We start from the raw sequence: 14,529 nt of genomic DNA, 5'->3' as shown, positions 1-14,529 counted from the left end.
ATATTTATATAAGAAAAGACGCATGACCTGCATTTGGCCATGCGTCTTATTATGTTGAATATTTTAGTGGAGAAAAATCAGCCCTTTACGGCACCTTCGATCATTCCTTCCATGATCTGCTTCTGGGCGATCAGGAAGATGATGATCATAGGAATGATGGCCAGGAGAGCTGCGGGAAGGATTCTGTCCCAGCTCTTTACGTAGGAGCCAACGAACTTCTGAATGGCGATGGGAATGGTCATTACCTTACCGTTCTGTCCAAGCATCATTGAAGGAAGAAGGTAGTCATTCCAGATCCACATACCGTTCAGGATGGTTACTGTGGTGATTACAGGGGTCAGCAGCGGGAAGATAATCTGGAAGAAGGTCTGCTCAGGTCTGCATCCGTCGATGGCTGCTGCTTCTTCAAGGGTATAAGGGATTCCCTTGATGAAACCGTTAAGGATGAACACTGTCATGGCTCCTCCGAATCCCAGGTAAGCAAATACCAGACCCGGTACTGACTGAAGCATCTGAATACCAATGAATTTTCCTACATCACGGAAGGTAGAAATAAGTGGAAGCATAACTACCTGGAAAGGAATGATCATTGATGCGATGAAGGTAAAGTAAATAACTGCTGACCATGCGGTCTTGTTACGGCAGATAACCCATGCGGCCATTGCTCCGAAAACAGAGAGCATAACCAGTGACAAAACAGTGATAAGGGCTGATGATCCAAAGGACTTCCAGAAGAGGAAGTTGGGATCGTTTATAACTGCCTTAATGTTTGTAAGAAGCTGACTGAAGCTTGCTCCTGCCAGGCTGACAGGATTGGAGGTGATGTCAGCTGTCTCTTTTCCTGAATTGATCAGAAGGAGAATAAAGGGGAATAATACATAAGCAGCGATAATTACTGCGATAATCATTCTTATAACGATAGTGGATGATTTCTCTTTGGTATGCATTATAATTCCACCTCCTTCTTATTTGATATACGAACCTGAACGATTGAAACAACAGCAAGGATGATGAAGAAGAATACCGCTTTTGCCTGGCCCAGAGCGTAGTCGTTATTGATAACCGCTGTGGTGTAGATGTTCAGGGCAAGCATCTCGGTACCGTTGGCGATGTAGTTGCCAAGGAAATCGATTGATCCTTTACCGTTTGTCAAAGCAAGGTTTACGTCGAACTGTTTGAATGCTGATGTAAGTGTAAGGAATGTACAAATTGTGATTGTTGGTGCAATCATGGGAAGCTTGATGTTGAAAAGAGTCTGTGTGGGGCTTGCTCCGTCAATCGCAGATGCCTCAAGTACGTCGCCGGGGATGGTGTTAAGTCCGGTGATGTAGATCAGCATGATATAACCGGCATACTGCCATATATATACGATGATAATAGCCAGGAAAGCTGTATGTGTGTCCGAAAGCATTGAGTAAGTGCCTGTGAACTTGGTAACAACGTTACTGAAAATGAACTGCCAGATGTAACCAAGAACGATTCCTCCGATAAGGTTGGGGAGGAAGTAAGCAGCTCTGAAGAATCCCAGGCCTTTGATCCTTGATGTGCAAAGAAGAGCTAAAAGGAAAGCTATCAGATTAACCAGGATCATGTTAAATACAACGAATAAGAAAGTAAGAAGCGTTGACCACAGGAATGATGGCTGTTTGAACATTCTTGCGTAGTTGTTAAGACCAACAAAGCCTGTGAGCTTGATTCCGTTCCAGTCTGTGAAGGAGTAACCGATACCAAGGAAAAGAGGTATGATAACTGTTACTGCAAAAGCGAACAGAAGAGGAAACAGGAAAATAATATTTATAATTGTGCGGTGGTATTTCAGGGTAGGGAAAAGATAAAGCCCAACAAAAAACAGGATGATACCGCATACGAACATGGCACCTCTACCTAAGATAAAAGGTGTGGCTGTTCCGTTCATGGGTATAGTGAATAAGATAAGATCACCAGCTTTAGTTATGGATAATGCAAGTCCGGCGATTGTAAGCACCAGGCCCAGAATCAGGCAGCCGAATGATGCAAGCTTACGTCCGGTAGAAAATGTACCCATTCGTAGTCCTCCTCTCAAAAAGTAAGAAAACAATAAGCAACGTGGTAAATACAGTTAAAAACAGGCAGGGCATCATGCATGCCCTGCCTGCATGTTACAAATTACTGAGCGTAGTATCCGGCGATAACTTTAGCCATTGTTGAAACGAATCCGTCAGCATCGAGCTTGCCCTTTGCATAATCTGCAAATACGTTACATGTCTCGTTCTGAAGACCGTCCTTCTTAAGCATTGTGTGCCATCCTGAGTAGTTGCCTGCATCGATGTAGCTCTTCATGCTCTTGTAGAAGGGGTTAACTGCCTCATACTGGCAATCATCGAAAGGAGATACAAGACCTGCGTCATTAACAAGGATGTTCTGAGCAGAGTCGCCTGCACACCAGTTGAAGAATGCCTTAGCGCCATCAACATTACCATTAGCATAAGCTACCCAGTATGAAGGTGGTCCGGCGATGATGGTGTTGATGCCATCTTCGAATGCATAAGGAGCAAAACCAGCCTCGAAGCTGATGTCGTCAGGAGAAGTTACACACCAGTTACCCTGTGTGATGAATACATACTTGCCTTCCTTGAAGCCGGCAACCTGATTGTCATAGGTTCCGTCGATAAGAAGAGCAGGATCTGAATACTGGTTCATCATGCCGATGAACTCAGCGAAGTTCTTCATTCTTGCTTCATCGATCTTTCCGCCGTCGTTAAGAAGATCGATATATGTTGTGTCGTCAGCCTTAAGGCCTGCGTCAAGGTACTGACCAAATACGTGTGTACCTGAAGACCAGCCAAGGTTTGTAGGCTCTGCGCACCAGCCGAATACTGCTGTGAATCCGAGCTCATCCTTCTTGGATTCAAGAGTCTCGCAAGCCTCTTTCCAAGCAGCGGGAGATGTAAGAGAAGCAGGATCTACACCTGCAGCCTTAAGGATATCAGCGTTGTATCCAAGAGCTGTAGCCTCAACAGTGTAAGGGAATCCGATTGTTCCCATGGAATCATTGGTAAGTTCGAAACCGGTCTTGTTGGTCCAGTCCTCACCTGCAAGATCTGCAAGCATGCCGTCCCAATTAGCTGCCTGGTTAGCCTCGATAACGAAGATGTCAGGCATGTTGTCAGCCTGGAACATTTTCTTAAGCTCGTCAGAAGCATTGGTGTCACCACCGATGGTCTCAACGATGAGCTCGTTGCCGGTCTCTTCTTTGTACTTGGCAGCCAGATCCTGCATCTGGTTGTTGATCTCAGGCTTACCATTGAGAAGTCTTACTGCACCAACTGAAGCAGTTGCTGTTTCCTCTGCAGCAGGAGCTGTCTCAGTAGCTGCTGTTGCGTCAGCAGTCTGTGTATCTGCAGGAGCTGCCTCAGTAGCAGTTGTATCTGCAGGTGTTGATGTTGTGTCAGTTGTTCCTGTTGTTCCGCAAGCTGCAAGGCTCATAACCATTGTGCCTGCAAGAAGAACAGACATGAGTTTCTTTTTCATTTGTTACCCTCCTTTTGTGCATAATGCTGTAACGTTTTTGTGTTTTGGTATTACCTTTTGCGCATAAGTTGTACGCTAAGTTCACGTTAACACAAAAATGCACAAAAGGCAAGTGAAAATCAGTCATTAAATCATTAAGAAAAATAAAAGAAAAGCTGCAATAGCCATTTTATGCGGCTTTGCAGCTAATAAATAAATTCATAAAAAATTATAAAATATATCATAAATATTCGTAAAAATGATAAGATATGTTACTTATGCGCAAAAGCTATTTTGGGCAACTTTTACATATGACTCCTTAAACGGTTAAGCTCTTACTGTATCACGGATTACCAAATGTGTGGGAAGCTTGATCTGGTTGGGAGTCTTTTGTCCCTTGAGCTGTTTAAGCAGCGTATCTGCTGCAACTATGCCCTTTTCCTTGACATCCTGATGAACGGTGGTAAGGGCGGGGCGGTGGAGCTGCCCCAGCATATTGTCATCAAAGCCCGCAATGGAGATATCCTCCGGAACCTTGATGCCTCGATCCGAGAGGGCGGCTATAAGGGTGACGGCATAGAGATCCGATACGCACATGATGGCGTCGAAATTTTTGGCCTTGCCACAGATCTCCTCCAAACTGTCCGGAAGTTCCTCTGATCTTGGTCTGATTTTCAAAAAGTCGCTCTGCCTGAACTTGATGCCCGCATCCTCCAGGGCTTTTTTGTAGCCTGTCAACCTCGCCAGGTCAACGCCGGTGGTGTTATCGGACAGGAAAGCAATCTTGCGATGTCCCTTGCTTATCAGGTAGTTCACCATGTCATAGGTTCCCTGTTCGTCATCAAGCCCCACATTGGTGAAGTGCTTAAGACCCTCAATACTGTAGGTGTCTATGCAGACAATGGGCTTTTTGTACTTCTCACTGACCCTGATTCCGTCATCTCCGATCATACCAAAGAGGATAAGACCATCCACATTCCAGGTGGAAACATGCCTCATGATCTCATTGATGTCACTGGAGATATAGAGCATCATAAAATATCCGGCATTTCGTATGGTTTCTTCCACACCGCCGATAAGCTCCGATACAAAGGGATCCATGATAAGGTTCTCATACTTGTCGGCCCTGGCCTTCAGGGCGAGACCTATGATCTTGGACTGGTTCTGAGCGAGATTACGCGCGCTAATGTTTGGCACATAATCAACCTTTTTCAAAAAATCCCTGACGATCTTTTGGGTTTCCTTAGACACTTCGCCGGTCTTTCCGTGGATAACATTTGAAACCGTCGTAGTGCTCATATTTAGTTGTCTTGCAATCTCTTTAATCGTTATCATAATTTTTTTGGACTTTACAAAGAAAAAAAGTTATTGTATCTTGTGTTCAAATAAAACTTCATTTTTGAAAATTTTTTTGTGCTTATGCGCAAAAGTTTTCTATTTCAAAAATACCATGTGTGACCTTAGTTGTCAAAAAAAGAGGAGAATTATGAACAACCAATACGAAAAAATCTCAGTAAACAAAGACCAGGTTCTTGAAAAGCTTGAAAAGGCAGTAGCGGAACTTGCCAATATTACCATCCCGGATGATATCCCCCACGGTGATATGCCCGGTGATAAGGTGGAGATCGGCGACAGCCACAGAGCCAAGGCTAAGACCATTTTCCCACAGCTTGTTAAAGAGCTTAAAACTGCCATGAACAGTAACCCTTACGCAAGAGCGGTTGTAGCAGTTTGCGGAGGCTCCGGAGTTGGTAAATCTGAAATTGCGTCATGCCTGTCATATCTTCTGAACAGCGCAGGAATAGGCAGTTACACCATGTCCGGTGACAATTATCCCCACCGTATTCCTATGTATAATGACGCTGAAAGACTTCATACATTTAGAGTTGCAGGCATTCGCGCCATGGTTGACGCAGGTGTCATGAATTCAGAAAACTATGCCAAGGTAAAAGAGTGGCAGATAGCTGAAGATGACGCAAATAAGGCACATGCAGAGACTGACACATGGTTCAGTTCATATCTTGAAGGGGGCAAAAAGGCCCTTAACGATTACCTTGGAACTCCCAAGGAAACAGATTTCGAAGAAGTAGACAGTATCATGAAGGCCTTCAAGGATGGAGCAAAGGATCTTTTCCTTAAGAGGATGGGAAGAGACGAGGCTTCTCTTTGGTACGATCAGGTAGACATGTCCAATACTCAGGTTCTTATTGTTGAGTGGACCCACGGCAACAGTGATTACATGAGCCAGGTTGATGTTCCTGTTCTTCTGAACAGCACTCCTCAGGAGACCCTTGAGCACAGAAGATCAAGAAACAGAGACGGCAAGCTTGACAGTCCTTTCACCATGATGGTTCTTGAGCTTGAGCAGCAAAAGCTGGTGGATCAGGCTCACAAGGCCAAGGTTATCATCACCAAGGCGGGCGAGCTTATCAGCTATGACGATTTCAAGAAACTTTACGGCATGAACTGACAGGTTATCAGGAGGTGACAATGAGTAAAAAATTTGTGGATAACGGACCTATGCTCAATGCTTATCCTGACAGCATGGGCGGCACTCTGAAGGACATTGTTTCTGTTCTTTCCAAAAAGGAATTTGAGGACGTTTTTCAGTCCTTTTACATTCTGCCCAGTATCTTCAACACCGATCTGGACAGAGGCTTTTCCGTAATTGACTACGGTATCAATGAGGAGCTTGGAAGCAAAGAGGACATCGATGCTCTGGGAGATCTTGGAATCGACCTTAAGCTTGATTTTATCCTGAACCACGCTTCTGTTCTTTCACCCCAGTTTCAGGACCTTGTAAAAAACGGTGAGAAGTCCAAATACGCAGACTTTTTTATCAACTGGAACAAGTTCTGGGAGGGCTGCGGAGACATGACTCCGGAAGGGTATATCCAGCCCAGGCAGGAGTATATCAAGGACATGTTTTTCAGAAAGCCGGGACTTCCCATCCTTATGGTGAGAATGCCCGACGGCAAGGATATTCCTTACTGGAACACCTTCTATCAGGAGGTTCAGTACAAGCGCCCCGACGCCCAGGATCTTATGGGGGTAATGGATATTCAGTATCTTTCAGCCCAGAGACTTTCCGAGAGAGTCTGCAAGGCGCTGGATGAGGGCAAGAAGCCTTCAGAGATAGATTTTACAGGCTATGAGAAATACAAGGACAAGACTGTGGACTTCCTGGAGTCAGGAAGACGCTATCTTGGCCAGATGGATCTTAATATCAAGTCAGACCTTGTCTGGGAGCACTACAGAAACACCTTGAAGAGCCTGTCAGGCTACGGCGCAAGGATCGTAAGACTGGACGCCTTTGCCTATGCTCCCAAGGAACCCGGCAAGAAGAACTTCCTGAATGAGCCCGATACCTGGGATGTTCTTGAAAAGGTAAAAAAGCTTGCGGATGAGTTCGGTGTTTCACTTCTTCCCGAGATCCACGCCAGCTACAGTGAGAAGATCTATGAGGTTGTGGCGAATAAGGGCTACATGACCTATGACTTCTTCCTTCCGGGACTTCTTATCTACGCTATAGAGAGCAAGTCCGGAGAACTGCTTAAGAAGTGGGCCGAGGAGATCCAGGAAAAGAAGATAAGAGTAGTTAACATGCTGGGCTGCCACGACGGAATCCCGCTTCTTGACCTGAAGGGAATCCTCCCTGAGGAAGATATCCAGAAGATGATCGATACCATCGTTGGCCGCGGCGGATTCGTAAAGGATCTTCACGGAGCCAAGAACATGTACTATCAGGTAAATGCCACCTATTACAGCGCTCTGGGTGAGGATGACAAGAAGATGCTCTTTGCAAGAGCCATTCAGATGTTTATGCCCGGTAAGCCCCAGGTATGGTATCTGGACCTCTTCGCAGGAAAGAATGACCATGAAGCAGTTAAGCGCGCCGGAGCAGGCGGCCACAAGGAGATCAACAGGACCAACTTAAGTCTTGAGGATATAGAAGAAGCCATGAAGAAGGATGTGGTTAAGAAGCAGCTGGAGCTCTTAACCTTCAGAAATACCAATCCGGCCTTTGGCTTTGACGCAGACCTCAAGGTGGATGTGGATGGCACAGTGATGACCTTCGCATGGACCAATGGCGAAAACAAGGCTGTTCTCAAGGCTGACTTTAGTGATTACAGCTTTGAGATCACCACTTAATCAGCTCTATTTGCATATTTATATATAAACCAAAATAAACTAGCGGAAAAAGAATTTTATTTTTCCGCTAGTTTATTATTTTTTAATGATTTATAAAAATGCATTTTTTACTTGACTATGTGCTGCTGGATAATACTTCTTACAGTGGGTTCCAGATGAGGTTTAAGCTCCTCGAGGGAGACGGGATCGTTGTACATTATAGAACTGTAGCCCGCTGAGCCCACCAGCTCAATAATGAGGAAAAGCATTACCTCAGGATCTCTGAATTCGAACCCGGATTCTTCCAACATTTTTCTGTAGACCTCTTCAAAGTCCACATCATCACTGCTTATAGGGGTTGTTAACGCTTTTTTGAACACTGCCCAACTGAGATCTTTGTATATAAATGCAAGAAGACCTTTATTGGCTGCCAGCTCGTCAAGAACGTAATCCATTATAAAGATTATCCTGTCCACAAAGCCCTCAATAGCGGCTTCCTGAAGGGCCTTGTATGCCTGCATGAACAGAAGACTCGACTTGTGGGCAATAAGACGGTTCCTTATATCGTATTTGTCCTTGAAATACAGATAAAAGGTTCCCTTGGCAACGCCTGCTTTCTCTACAATGTCAGATATAGAGGTCTTGTTCAGACCCTTGGAGGTAAACAGCTCAAAAGAGGTGTTTAACAGGTTATCCATTTTAATTTTTTTGTTTTGTTCTGCTTTTCCCATATTTTAATTTCCTCATAATTATACATTTATTATATCAGTTTTACGTATTTTTGAAATGTTTTTTTAAAAATAATATTGACCAACGGTCATTAACGTGATATACCATACTATAGAAACTGACCAATAGTCAAGTTTAAATTTCAAAAAAGAGGCAGAGCTATGAAAAAACTATCACAACTAATCGTAAAACTGAGGTACATCATATTGATAGTAGCCTTCGCATTGCTGATTCCGTCTGCAATCGGTTACTTCAATACGAGAGTTAACTACGATATCCTTACTTATTTACCTAAGGATATTGAGACCATGAAGGGACAGGATATACTTCTGGATCAGTTCGGAACCGGCTCCTTTGTTCTGTATGTGGCAGAGGGCATGGAGGAGAAGGATGTGGCAGCCCTTAAGGCCAGGATAGAAAATGTGGACCACGTTGCCAACGTTCTCTGGTATGACTCGGTTCTTGATATTTCAGTTCCTATGGAGATGATTCCAAAGGATGTATATGAGGCCTTTAACAGCGGAGATGCCACCATGATGTTTGTGGTATTCGACGAGGGAACCTCCTCCGACGGAACCATGGATGCCATCGAAGAGATCAGAAGGATTTCCGATAAGCAGTGCTTTATGAGCGGTATGAGCGCCATTGTTACTGATACCAAGAACCTGGCCATGAAGGAGACACCTATTTATGTAGGAATTGCAGTTCTTCTTGCAGTTATCGTTCTTTCACTGACAATGGATTCCTACCTGATCCCGCTTTTCTTCCTTCTTAGTATAGGAATGGCTATTGTTTACAACATGGGAACCAATGTGTTTAAGGGAGAGATATCCTTTATCACCCAGTCCCTGAGTGCAGTGCTTCAGCTGGGGGTTACTCTGGACTACTCAATCTTCCTCTGGCACAGCTTCCAGGAAGAACTTGAAAAAAATGATGACAAGAATGAGGCTATGGCCAATGCCATCACAGCCACCTTCCAGTCGGTTATCGGAAGTTCAATTACAACAGTTGCGGGCTTCATTGCTCTTATGTTCATGAGCTTTACACTGGGCCTTGACCTTGGTGTTGTAATGGCAAAGGGCGTTGTATTCGGAGTTATCGGCTGTGTAACAATCCTTCCCAGCATGATCCTTGTTTTTTACAAGCTTATTGAGAAGACAAGACATAAACCACTGATGCCTGAATTCGTGAAGATTCCTAACTTTGTGGCTAAGCATTACCTGGTATTTTTCTTGATCTTCCTTATCCTTATCACTCCGGCGGTTTACGGAAACAACCACACCAGTGTTTACTACGACCTGACCCAGACCCTGCCGGATTCCCTGGACAGTGTCAAGGGTGCCAATGAGGTTGATGAGAAATTTGAAATGAACTCAGCCTACATGCTCCTGGTTGATAGGAACCTTGATACAGCTTCCATGAATCAGATGATAAAAGAGCTTAAGGATACCGACGGAATCCTTTCGGTTCTGGGCACAGATTCCATCATAGGACCTGCTTTCCCAAGAGAGTTCATCCCCGATGATCTTCTTTCAGATCTTGAGAGTGACCAGTGGAAGATGGTTCTTTTGACCACAGATTATAAGATAGCTTCCGACGAGATTAATGCTCAGATAACTGAGGTGGACAGAATAGTTAAAAGCTATGATCCCAAGGCCATGGTTGTAGGTGAGGCGCCCTGTACCAAGGACCTTATCAATATCACCAATCACGACTTCCAGGTTGTTAACTTCGTTTCCATCGGACTGGTATTCCTCATCATTGCCTTTGTACTTAAGTCAGCCAGTCTTCCTTTTATCCTGGTTTCAGTAATTGAGTTTGCGATCTTTGTAAATATGGGTCTTCCCTATTACACCCATACAACAATACCTTTCATTTCTTCCGTTGTTATCGGAACCATTCAGCTGGGTGCCACCGTTGACTATGCGATCCTCATGACCACCAGATACCTGAATGAGAGAAACAGCGGCCACAACAAGAAGGAAGCCACCCGAATTGCCCTTACAACCAGCATGAAGTCAGTAATTGTAAGTGCCCTTAGCTTTTTTGCAGCTACCTTCGGAGTTGGACTTATATCCAGCATCGATATGATCGGATCACTTTGTAACCTCATGGCGAGAGGCGCCATCATCAGTATGTTTACCGTACTTCTGGTGCTTCCTGCAATGTATATGATCTTCGACGGACTCATTGTTAAGACCACCTTCGGAATGCATCTTTCCGATGAAAAGAGTTCTGACGATCACCATCACATCGGTTTTATTCACAGACACAAGGTTGCCTGATTTTTCATAAATACATATATGTAAATGTTACATAGGAAAAGAGGAGAACTATGATCAGAAAGAATCTTATGAAAACTTTAACAGTTGTTATGGCAGCTATGCTGGCAGTTATGACCGTTGCCTGCGGCGCCACCACAGCCACAGATACAACAGCAGCAATCACTCAGGAATCAGCCCGGGACAAGGCCCTTGAGAACACCATAGTAACAGTTGCCAACAAGGCAGGAGCAGTTACTTCAGACGCGGGCAAGATTGAGACAGTTTATGTTACAGCCAATGCCAACGGAGAAGTTGGGGATGTCATCGTAAGCGAGTGGCTTAAGAATGCAGAGACTTCACAGGAGCTCAAGGATTCCACACAGCTTCAGAACATTGTAAACGTCAAGGGCTCAGAGACCTACACCGAGAACGGAGACGGAACAGTTACCTGGGACGCTGAAGGTTCAGATATCTACTATCAGGGAACCACCGATAAGGAGCTTCCCGTTAAGATGAAGATCAGCTACACCCTGGACGGAAAAGAGATTTCTCCTGAGGAGCTGGCTGGAAAGAGCGGAAAAGTAACCATCCGTTTTGACTATGAGAATAAGGACAAGCAGATCGTCAATGTAGATGGCAAGGATTTTGAGGTATATACACCTTTTGCCATGGTATCAGGAATGATGCTTGATTCAGATAAGTTCAGCAATGTTGAGGTTTCCAACGGTAAGGTTATCTCAGATGGAGGCAACATCGTAGTTATGGGTGTTGCAGTTCCGGGACTTAAGGAGAGCCTTGATATCAGCGATGAGAAGTGGGAAGAGCTTGATTCAGAAGGAATGATCGAGGATAAGCTTTCAGATCACTTTGAAGTTACTGCAGATGTAAATGACTTCGAACTTGGAATGACCATCACCATGGCAAGCTCAGATATCCTTTCAGATTTTGGAATGTCAGAGATCACAGGCTCTGACAAGATAAATGACCTTAAGGATGACATGGGAGAGCTTAAGGACGGCTCTGACAAGCTGGTGGATGGCAGCAGAACTCTTAAGGACGGAACAAGTGATTTAAGAGAAGGCGTTTCAAAGCTCTATGACGGTTCACAGCAGCTGGCTGACGGAAGCGTAACTTTATACGACGGAACCAAGACTCTGGCCCAGGGCACAGGAGAACTGGCAAACGGAAGCTCACAGCTGGCAAGCGGAAGCAAGGAGCTGGCAGGCGGAACAGCACAGCTGACTGACGGAAGCAAGGAGCTGGCAAACGGAGCATCACAGCTGGCAAGCGGAAGCAAGGAGCTGGCAAACGGAACAGCCCAGCTTGAGACCGGAAGCAAGGACCTTGCAAACGGAACAACCCAGCTGGCCAATGGAAGCAAAGAACTGGCAACCGGAACAAAGAACCTGGCAGAGGGAAGTAAGACCCTTTCAGCAGGCGGAGATACACTTTACGGCGGACTTGGGGATTACCTGGCTGCCACCAAGAAAATCCAGGAGGGAGCTGAGGCTCTCGCAACCGGCGCAGGAAACGCCAAGGCCGGTTCAGACAAGCTCATGGCAGGAATGGACCAGGCTGATATCGTCAACAGTGCAGCAGCCCTTGCCACAGGCTCAGCTCAGGTCAGCGCCGGTGTGACAGAGGTTGTAAATAAGTTATCCGCTCTCAGTGGTCTTATGGCCAAGAAGCAGGAGATCAGCCAGCAGTATCAGGCATTCAGCCTTGCAAAGGCATTCCTTGAGGGCAATGCGGAGTGCAGTGAAACAGTAGTTAAGGCACTGTATGTTCTTTCCGACGGTAAGATTGCAGATGCTGCAACAGCTATAGATATCAGAGACGCAGGCCTTGCTGCTCTTATGCAGTCAAACAGCGGATCAGTAACTCAGGAAGAGAACGGCGAGGAGCTTGTAGTTACAGCCCAGAGCGGAGTTCTCACAGCAGAGCCTGATGATTCTTCAGATGATGCTTCCACAGATGATGCTTCCGCAGATGATGCTTCCGCAGATGATGCTTCAAATACCGGCAGCACTGAGAATACAGATGAAACCTCCAATGACGGAGATGAAGCAGGAAACGGTAATACCGAAGACAATGACGGTGACAACGCAGGCGCAGGTAATACCGGTGACAATGCAGATGCAGGTAACACCGGCAGCACAGAAGATAACGGAAACACCGAAGATAATACAAATACCGGTGACAACGGTGCAACAGATGATGTAAATAATGGAAACGGCGGCGCAGGCAACGAGAACGCCGGAACAGTAACTCTTACCATGGAAGAGCTTCAGGCAATGATCAAGGAAGCTGCCCAGAAGGCTGCAGCAGAGGCCAGTGAGAAGACCAAGGCAGCAATCCTTGCCCAGGTAGAGGAGCAGACCAAGGCTAAGACAGCGGAGACAACTGTACTTATTCAGAAAATTGCAACTTACTCAGGAGTATACGGAGCAGCTAAGGCTTCAGTTAAAATTCTGGGAGAAACCCTTGAGACTCTTAACTCCGTTGATTTCAGCGAGGCTACACTTAAGGATCTTCAGGACCTTAAGAGCGGCGCTGAGCAGGTGGCAGCAGGAAACGGCAAGATGGCTGAGGGAATCAAGACACTGTATGGCGGAGCCAAGGAGCTTAACACAGGCCTTGGAACTCTTTCCGCCGGTGCTACTCAGCTCTCTGAGGGAACAAAGACACTTGTTTCCAACAATGACAAGCTTTCAACCGGTGCAGGCACACTTGTTGCCGGTGCCAAGAAGATAGCAGACGGAGCCGAGGCTCTTAACACAGGAGCAAACAAGCTCTCTGAGGGCGCAGCTACAGTTGACGCAGGAGCAAAGAAGTTATCCCAGGGCGTAAGCCAGGTACACGCAGGAGCAGGCAAGTTATCAGACGGTGCTTCCAAGCTCAACGACGGAGCAGGCAAGCTTTCAGACGGAACAGTTAAGGTCAACGACGGAGCAGTTAAGCTTTCAGAGGGTGCTGTAAAGCTGGACGAAGGCGCTCAGAAGCTCAATTCCGGAGCAGGAGATCTTTCAGACGGTGCCAAGAAGCTTTCCGATGGCGCAGCAGAGTTGAATGACGGCGTTTCACAACTCAACGACGGTGCCATCAAGCTTGATGACGGCGTACAGGAACTCCTTGAGGGAATGCTCAAGTTCGACCAGGAAGGTATCCAGAAGCTCTATGATGCTTTCGACGGAGACCTGACAGAATTTGCTGACAGGATCACCGCAATCCAGGAGGCAGGTAAGGATTACACCTCCTTCGGCGGAGCATCCAAGGATGAGGACAGTTCAGTTAAGTTCATCATCAAGACAGACAGTATCAAATCACTTTAATTCGATATGTATTGGGGGCACACCCCGCAGAGTCTACGCACTCTGCGGGGTGTTTTTGTTCGCAGAAAAGAACGCGAATAAAAAAGTGTTGACATACTACGACAGTCGTATTATATTTTTACTATGACAGACGTAGTACGAGTGACGTAGTATGTTTGTCGTAGTAAAATAAATAAAATTCACAGAAAAGGAAATAAAGCTATGCAGGAGATTAGTAGCGATGTGATCAGAGGCTACAACGACACGATTATCCTGTATTTCCTGCTTCAGGAGCCCTCCTACGGATATGAGATATCCAAGAATATCAAGGCTCTTTCCGATGAGAAGTATCTGATCAAGGAGACGACGCTTTATTCGGCTTTCACAAGACTTGAGAAGAACGGTTATATCACCTCCTTCAGTCAGGAAGCTGAGAACGGCAAGCGCCGGACCTATTATCGGATAACCGAGGCAGGACGGGTTTATTACAGGGAAAAATGTGAAGAGTGGCAGCTGACCAAGGATGTCATTGAAAGATTTATCGAGTAGTTCATTAAGTTTTTGATTTAATCGAAAAAAGTGTGTGAAAAAATAAAGGGAGACTA

Annotated in this window: 10 protein-coding genes; 5 read left to right on the top strand and 5 right to left on the bottom strand. The window is 45.6% G+C overall.

The window, feature by feature from the left end:
- Positions 1–77: 77 nt before the first annotated feature.
- The 4 genes from T359_RS0104745 to T359_RS0104730 form a co-directional block, all read right to left on the bottom strand.
- Positions 78–947, bottom strand: a complete 870-nt coding sequence (locus tag T359_RS0104745; protein WP_026516481.1) for a carbohydrate ABC transporter permease — start codon at positions 945–947, stop codon at positions 78–80.
- Positions 947–2,044 (bottom strand): carbohydrate ABC transporter permease, encoded by a 1,098-nt coding sequence (locus T359_RS0104740; protein WP_026516480.1) that lies wholly within the window; start codon positions 2,042–2,044, stop codon positions 947–949. The genes T359_RS0104745 and T359_RS0104740 overlap by 1 nt, the downstream gene beginning before the upstream one ends.
- A gap of 101 nt (positions 2,045–2,145) precedes the next feature.
- Complete coding sequence (locus T359_RS0104735) at positions 2,146–3,510, bottom strand: ABC transporter substrate-binding protein (RefSeq protein WP_026516479.1); 1,365 nt, start codon at positions 3,508–3,510, stop codon at positions 2,146–2,148.
- A 306-nt stretch (positions 3,511–3,816) separates the two neighbouring features.
- Positions 3,817–4,824, bottom strand: a complete 1,008-nt coding sequence (locus T359_RS0104730; protein ID WP_026516478.1) for a LacI family DNA-binding transcriptional regulator — start codon at positions 4,822–4,824, stop codon at positions 3,817–3,819.
- Between the two features lie 151 nt (positions 4,825–4,975).
- Between T359_RS0104730 and T359_RS0104725 the strand changes: the two genes are divergently transcribed.
- Positions 4,976–5,959: an adenylylsulfate kinase gene (locus tag T359_RS0104725; RefSeq protein WP_081795372.1), complete on the top strand. Its 984-nt coding sequence runs from the start codon at positions 4,976–4,978 to the stop codon at positions 5,957–5,959.
- A 20-nt stretch (positions 5,960–5,979) separates the two neighbouring features.
- Positions 5,980–7,641 carry an alpha-amylase family glycosyl hydrolase gene (locus T359_RS0104720; RefSeq protein WP_026516476.1) on the top strand — a complete coding sequence of 554 codons (1,662 nt, stop codon included), beginning with the start codon at positions 5,980–5,982 and terminating at the stop codon, positions 7,639–7,641.
- Positions 7,642–7,748: 107 nt separating this feature from the next.
- On the opposite strand, the gene T359_RS0104715 is transcribed toward T359_RS0104720, so the two are convergent.
- Positions 7,749–8,351, bottom strand: coding sequence for a TetR/AcrR family transcriptional regulator (locus T359_RS0104715; protein WP_026516475.1), 603 nt, complete (start codon positions 8,349–8,351; stop codon positions 7,749–7,751).
- A gap of 159 nt (positions 8,352–8,510) precedes the next feature.
- Here T359_RS0104715 and T359_RS19340 point away from each other — a divergent pair, with 159 nt between their 5' ends.
- The 3 genes from T359_RS19340 (at position 8,511) to T359_RS0104700 (ending at position 14,473) form a co-directional block, all read left to right on the top strand.
- Complete coding sequence (locus tag T359_RS19340) at positions 8,511–10,634, top strand: efflux RND transporter permease subunit (RefSeq protein WP_051544930.1); 2,124 nt, start codon at positions 8,511–8,513, stop codon at positions 10,632–10,634.
- A 50-nt stretch (positions 10,635–10,684) separates the two neighbouring features.
- Positions 10,685–13,945: a hypothetical protein gene (locus tag T359_RS0104705; protein ID WP_026516474.1), complete on the top strand. Its 3,261-nt coding sequence runs from the start codon at positions 10,685–10,687 to the stop codon at positions 13,943–13,945.
- Between the two features lie 201 nt (positions 13,946–14,146).
- Positions 14,147–14,473, top strand: a complete 327-nt coding sequence (locus T359_RS0104700) for a PadR family transcriptional regulator (protein WP_026516473.1) — start codon at positions 14,147–14,149, stop codon at positions 14,471–14,473.
- Positions 14,474–14,529: the final 56 nt, after the last annotated feature.

The organism is Butyrivibrio sp. MC2021, from assembly GCF_000621605.1.
In the GTDB taxonomy this organism is placed as follows: Bacteria; Bacillota; Clostridia; order Lachnospirales; family Lachnospiraceae; genus Butyrivibrio.
This window is presented reverse-complemented; position numbering and strand designations above follow the sequence as displayed.

What these genes read in the sequence shown, in the direction of transcription:
- T359_RS0104745 (WP_026516481.1), bottom strand. Translation starts at nt 947, where the DNA reads ATGCATACCAAAGAGAAATCATCCACTATCGTTATAAGAATGATTATC.
- T359_RS0104740 (WP_026516480.1), bottom strand. Translation starts at nt 2,044, where the DNA reads ATGGGTACATTTTCTACCGGACGTAAGCTTGCATCATTCGGCTGCCTG.
- T359_RS0104735 (WP_026516479.1), bottom strand. Translation starts at nt 3,510, where the DNA reads ATGAAAAAGAAACTCATGTCTGTTCTTCTTGCAGGCACAATGGTTATG.
- T359_RS0104730 (WP_026516478.1), bottom strand. Translation starts at nt 4,824, where the DNA reads ATGATAACGATTAAAGAGATTGCAAGACAACTAAATATGAGCACTACG.
- T359_RS0104725 (WP_081795372.1), top strand. Translation starts at nt 4,976, where the DNA reads ATGAACAACCAATACGAAAAAATCTCAGTAAACAAAGACCAGGTTCTT.
- T359_RS0104720 (WP_026516476.1), top strand. Translation starts at nt 5,980, where the DNA reads ATGAGTAAAAAATTTGTGGATAACGGACCTATGCTCAATGCTTATCCT.
- T359_RS0104715 (WP_026516475.1), bottom strand. Translation starts at nt 8,351, where the DNA reads ATGGGAAAAGCAGAACAAAACAAAAAAATTAAAATGGATAACCTGTTA.
- T359_RS19340 (WP_051544930.1), top strand. Translation starts at nt 8,511, where the DNA reads ATGAAAAAACTATCACAACTAATCGTAAAACTGAGGTACATCATATTG.
- T359_RS0104705 (WP_026516474.1), top strand. Translation starts at nt 10,685, where the DNA reads ATGATCAGAAAGAATCTTATGAAAACTTTAACAGTTGTTATGGCAGCT.
- T359_RS0104700 (WP_026516473.1), top strand. Translation starts at nt 14,147, where the DNA reads ATGCAGGAGATTAGTAGCGATGTGATCAGAGGCTACAACGACACGATT.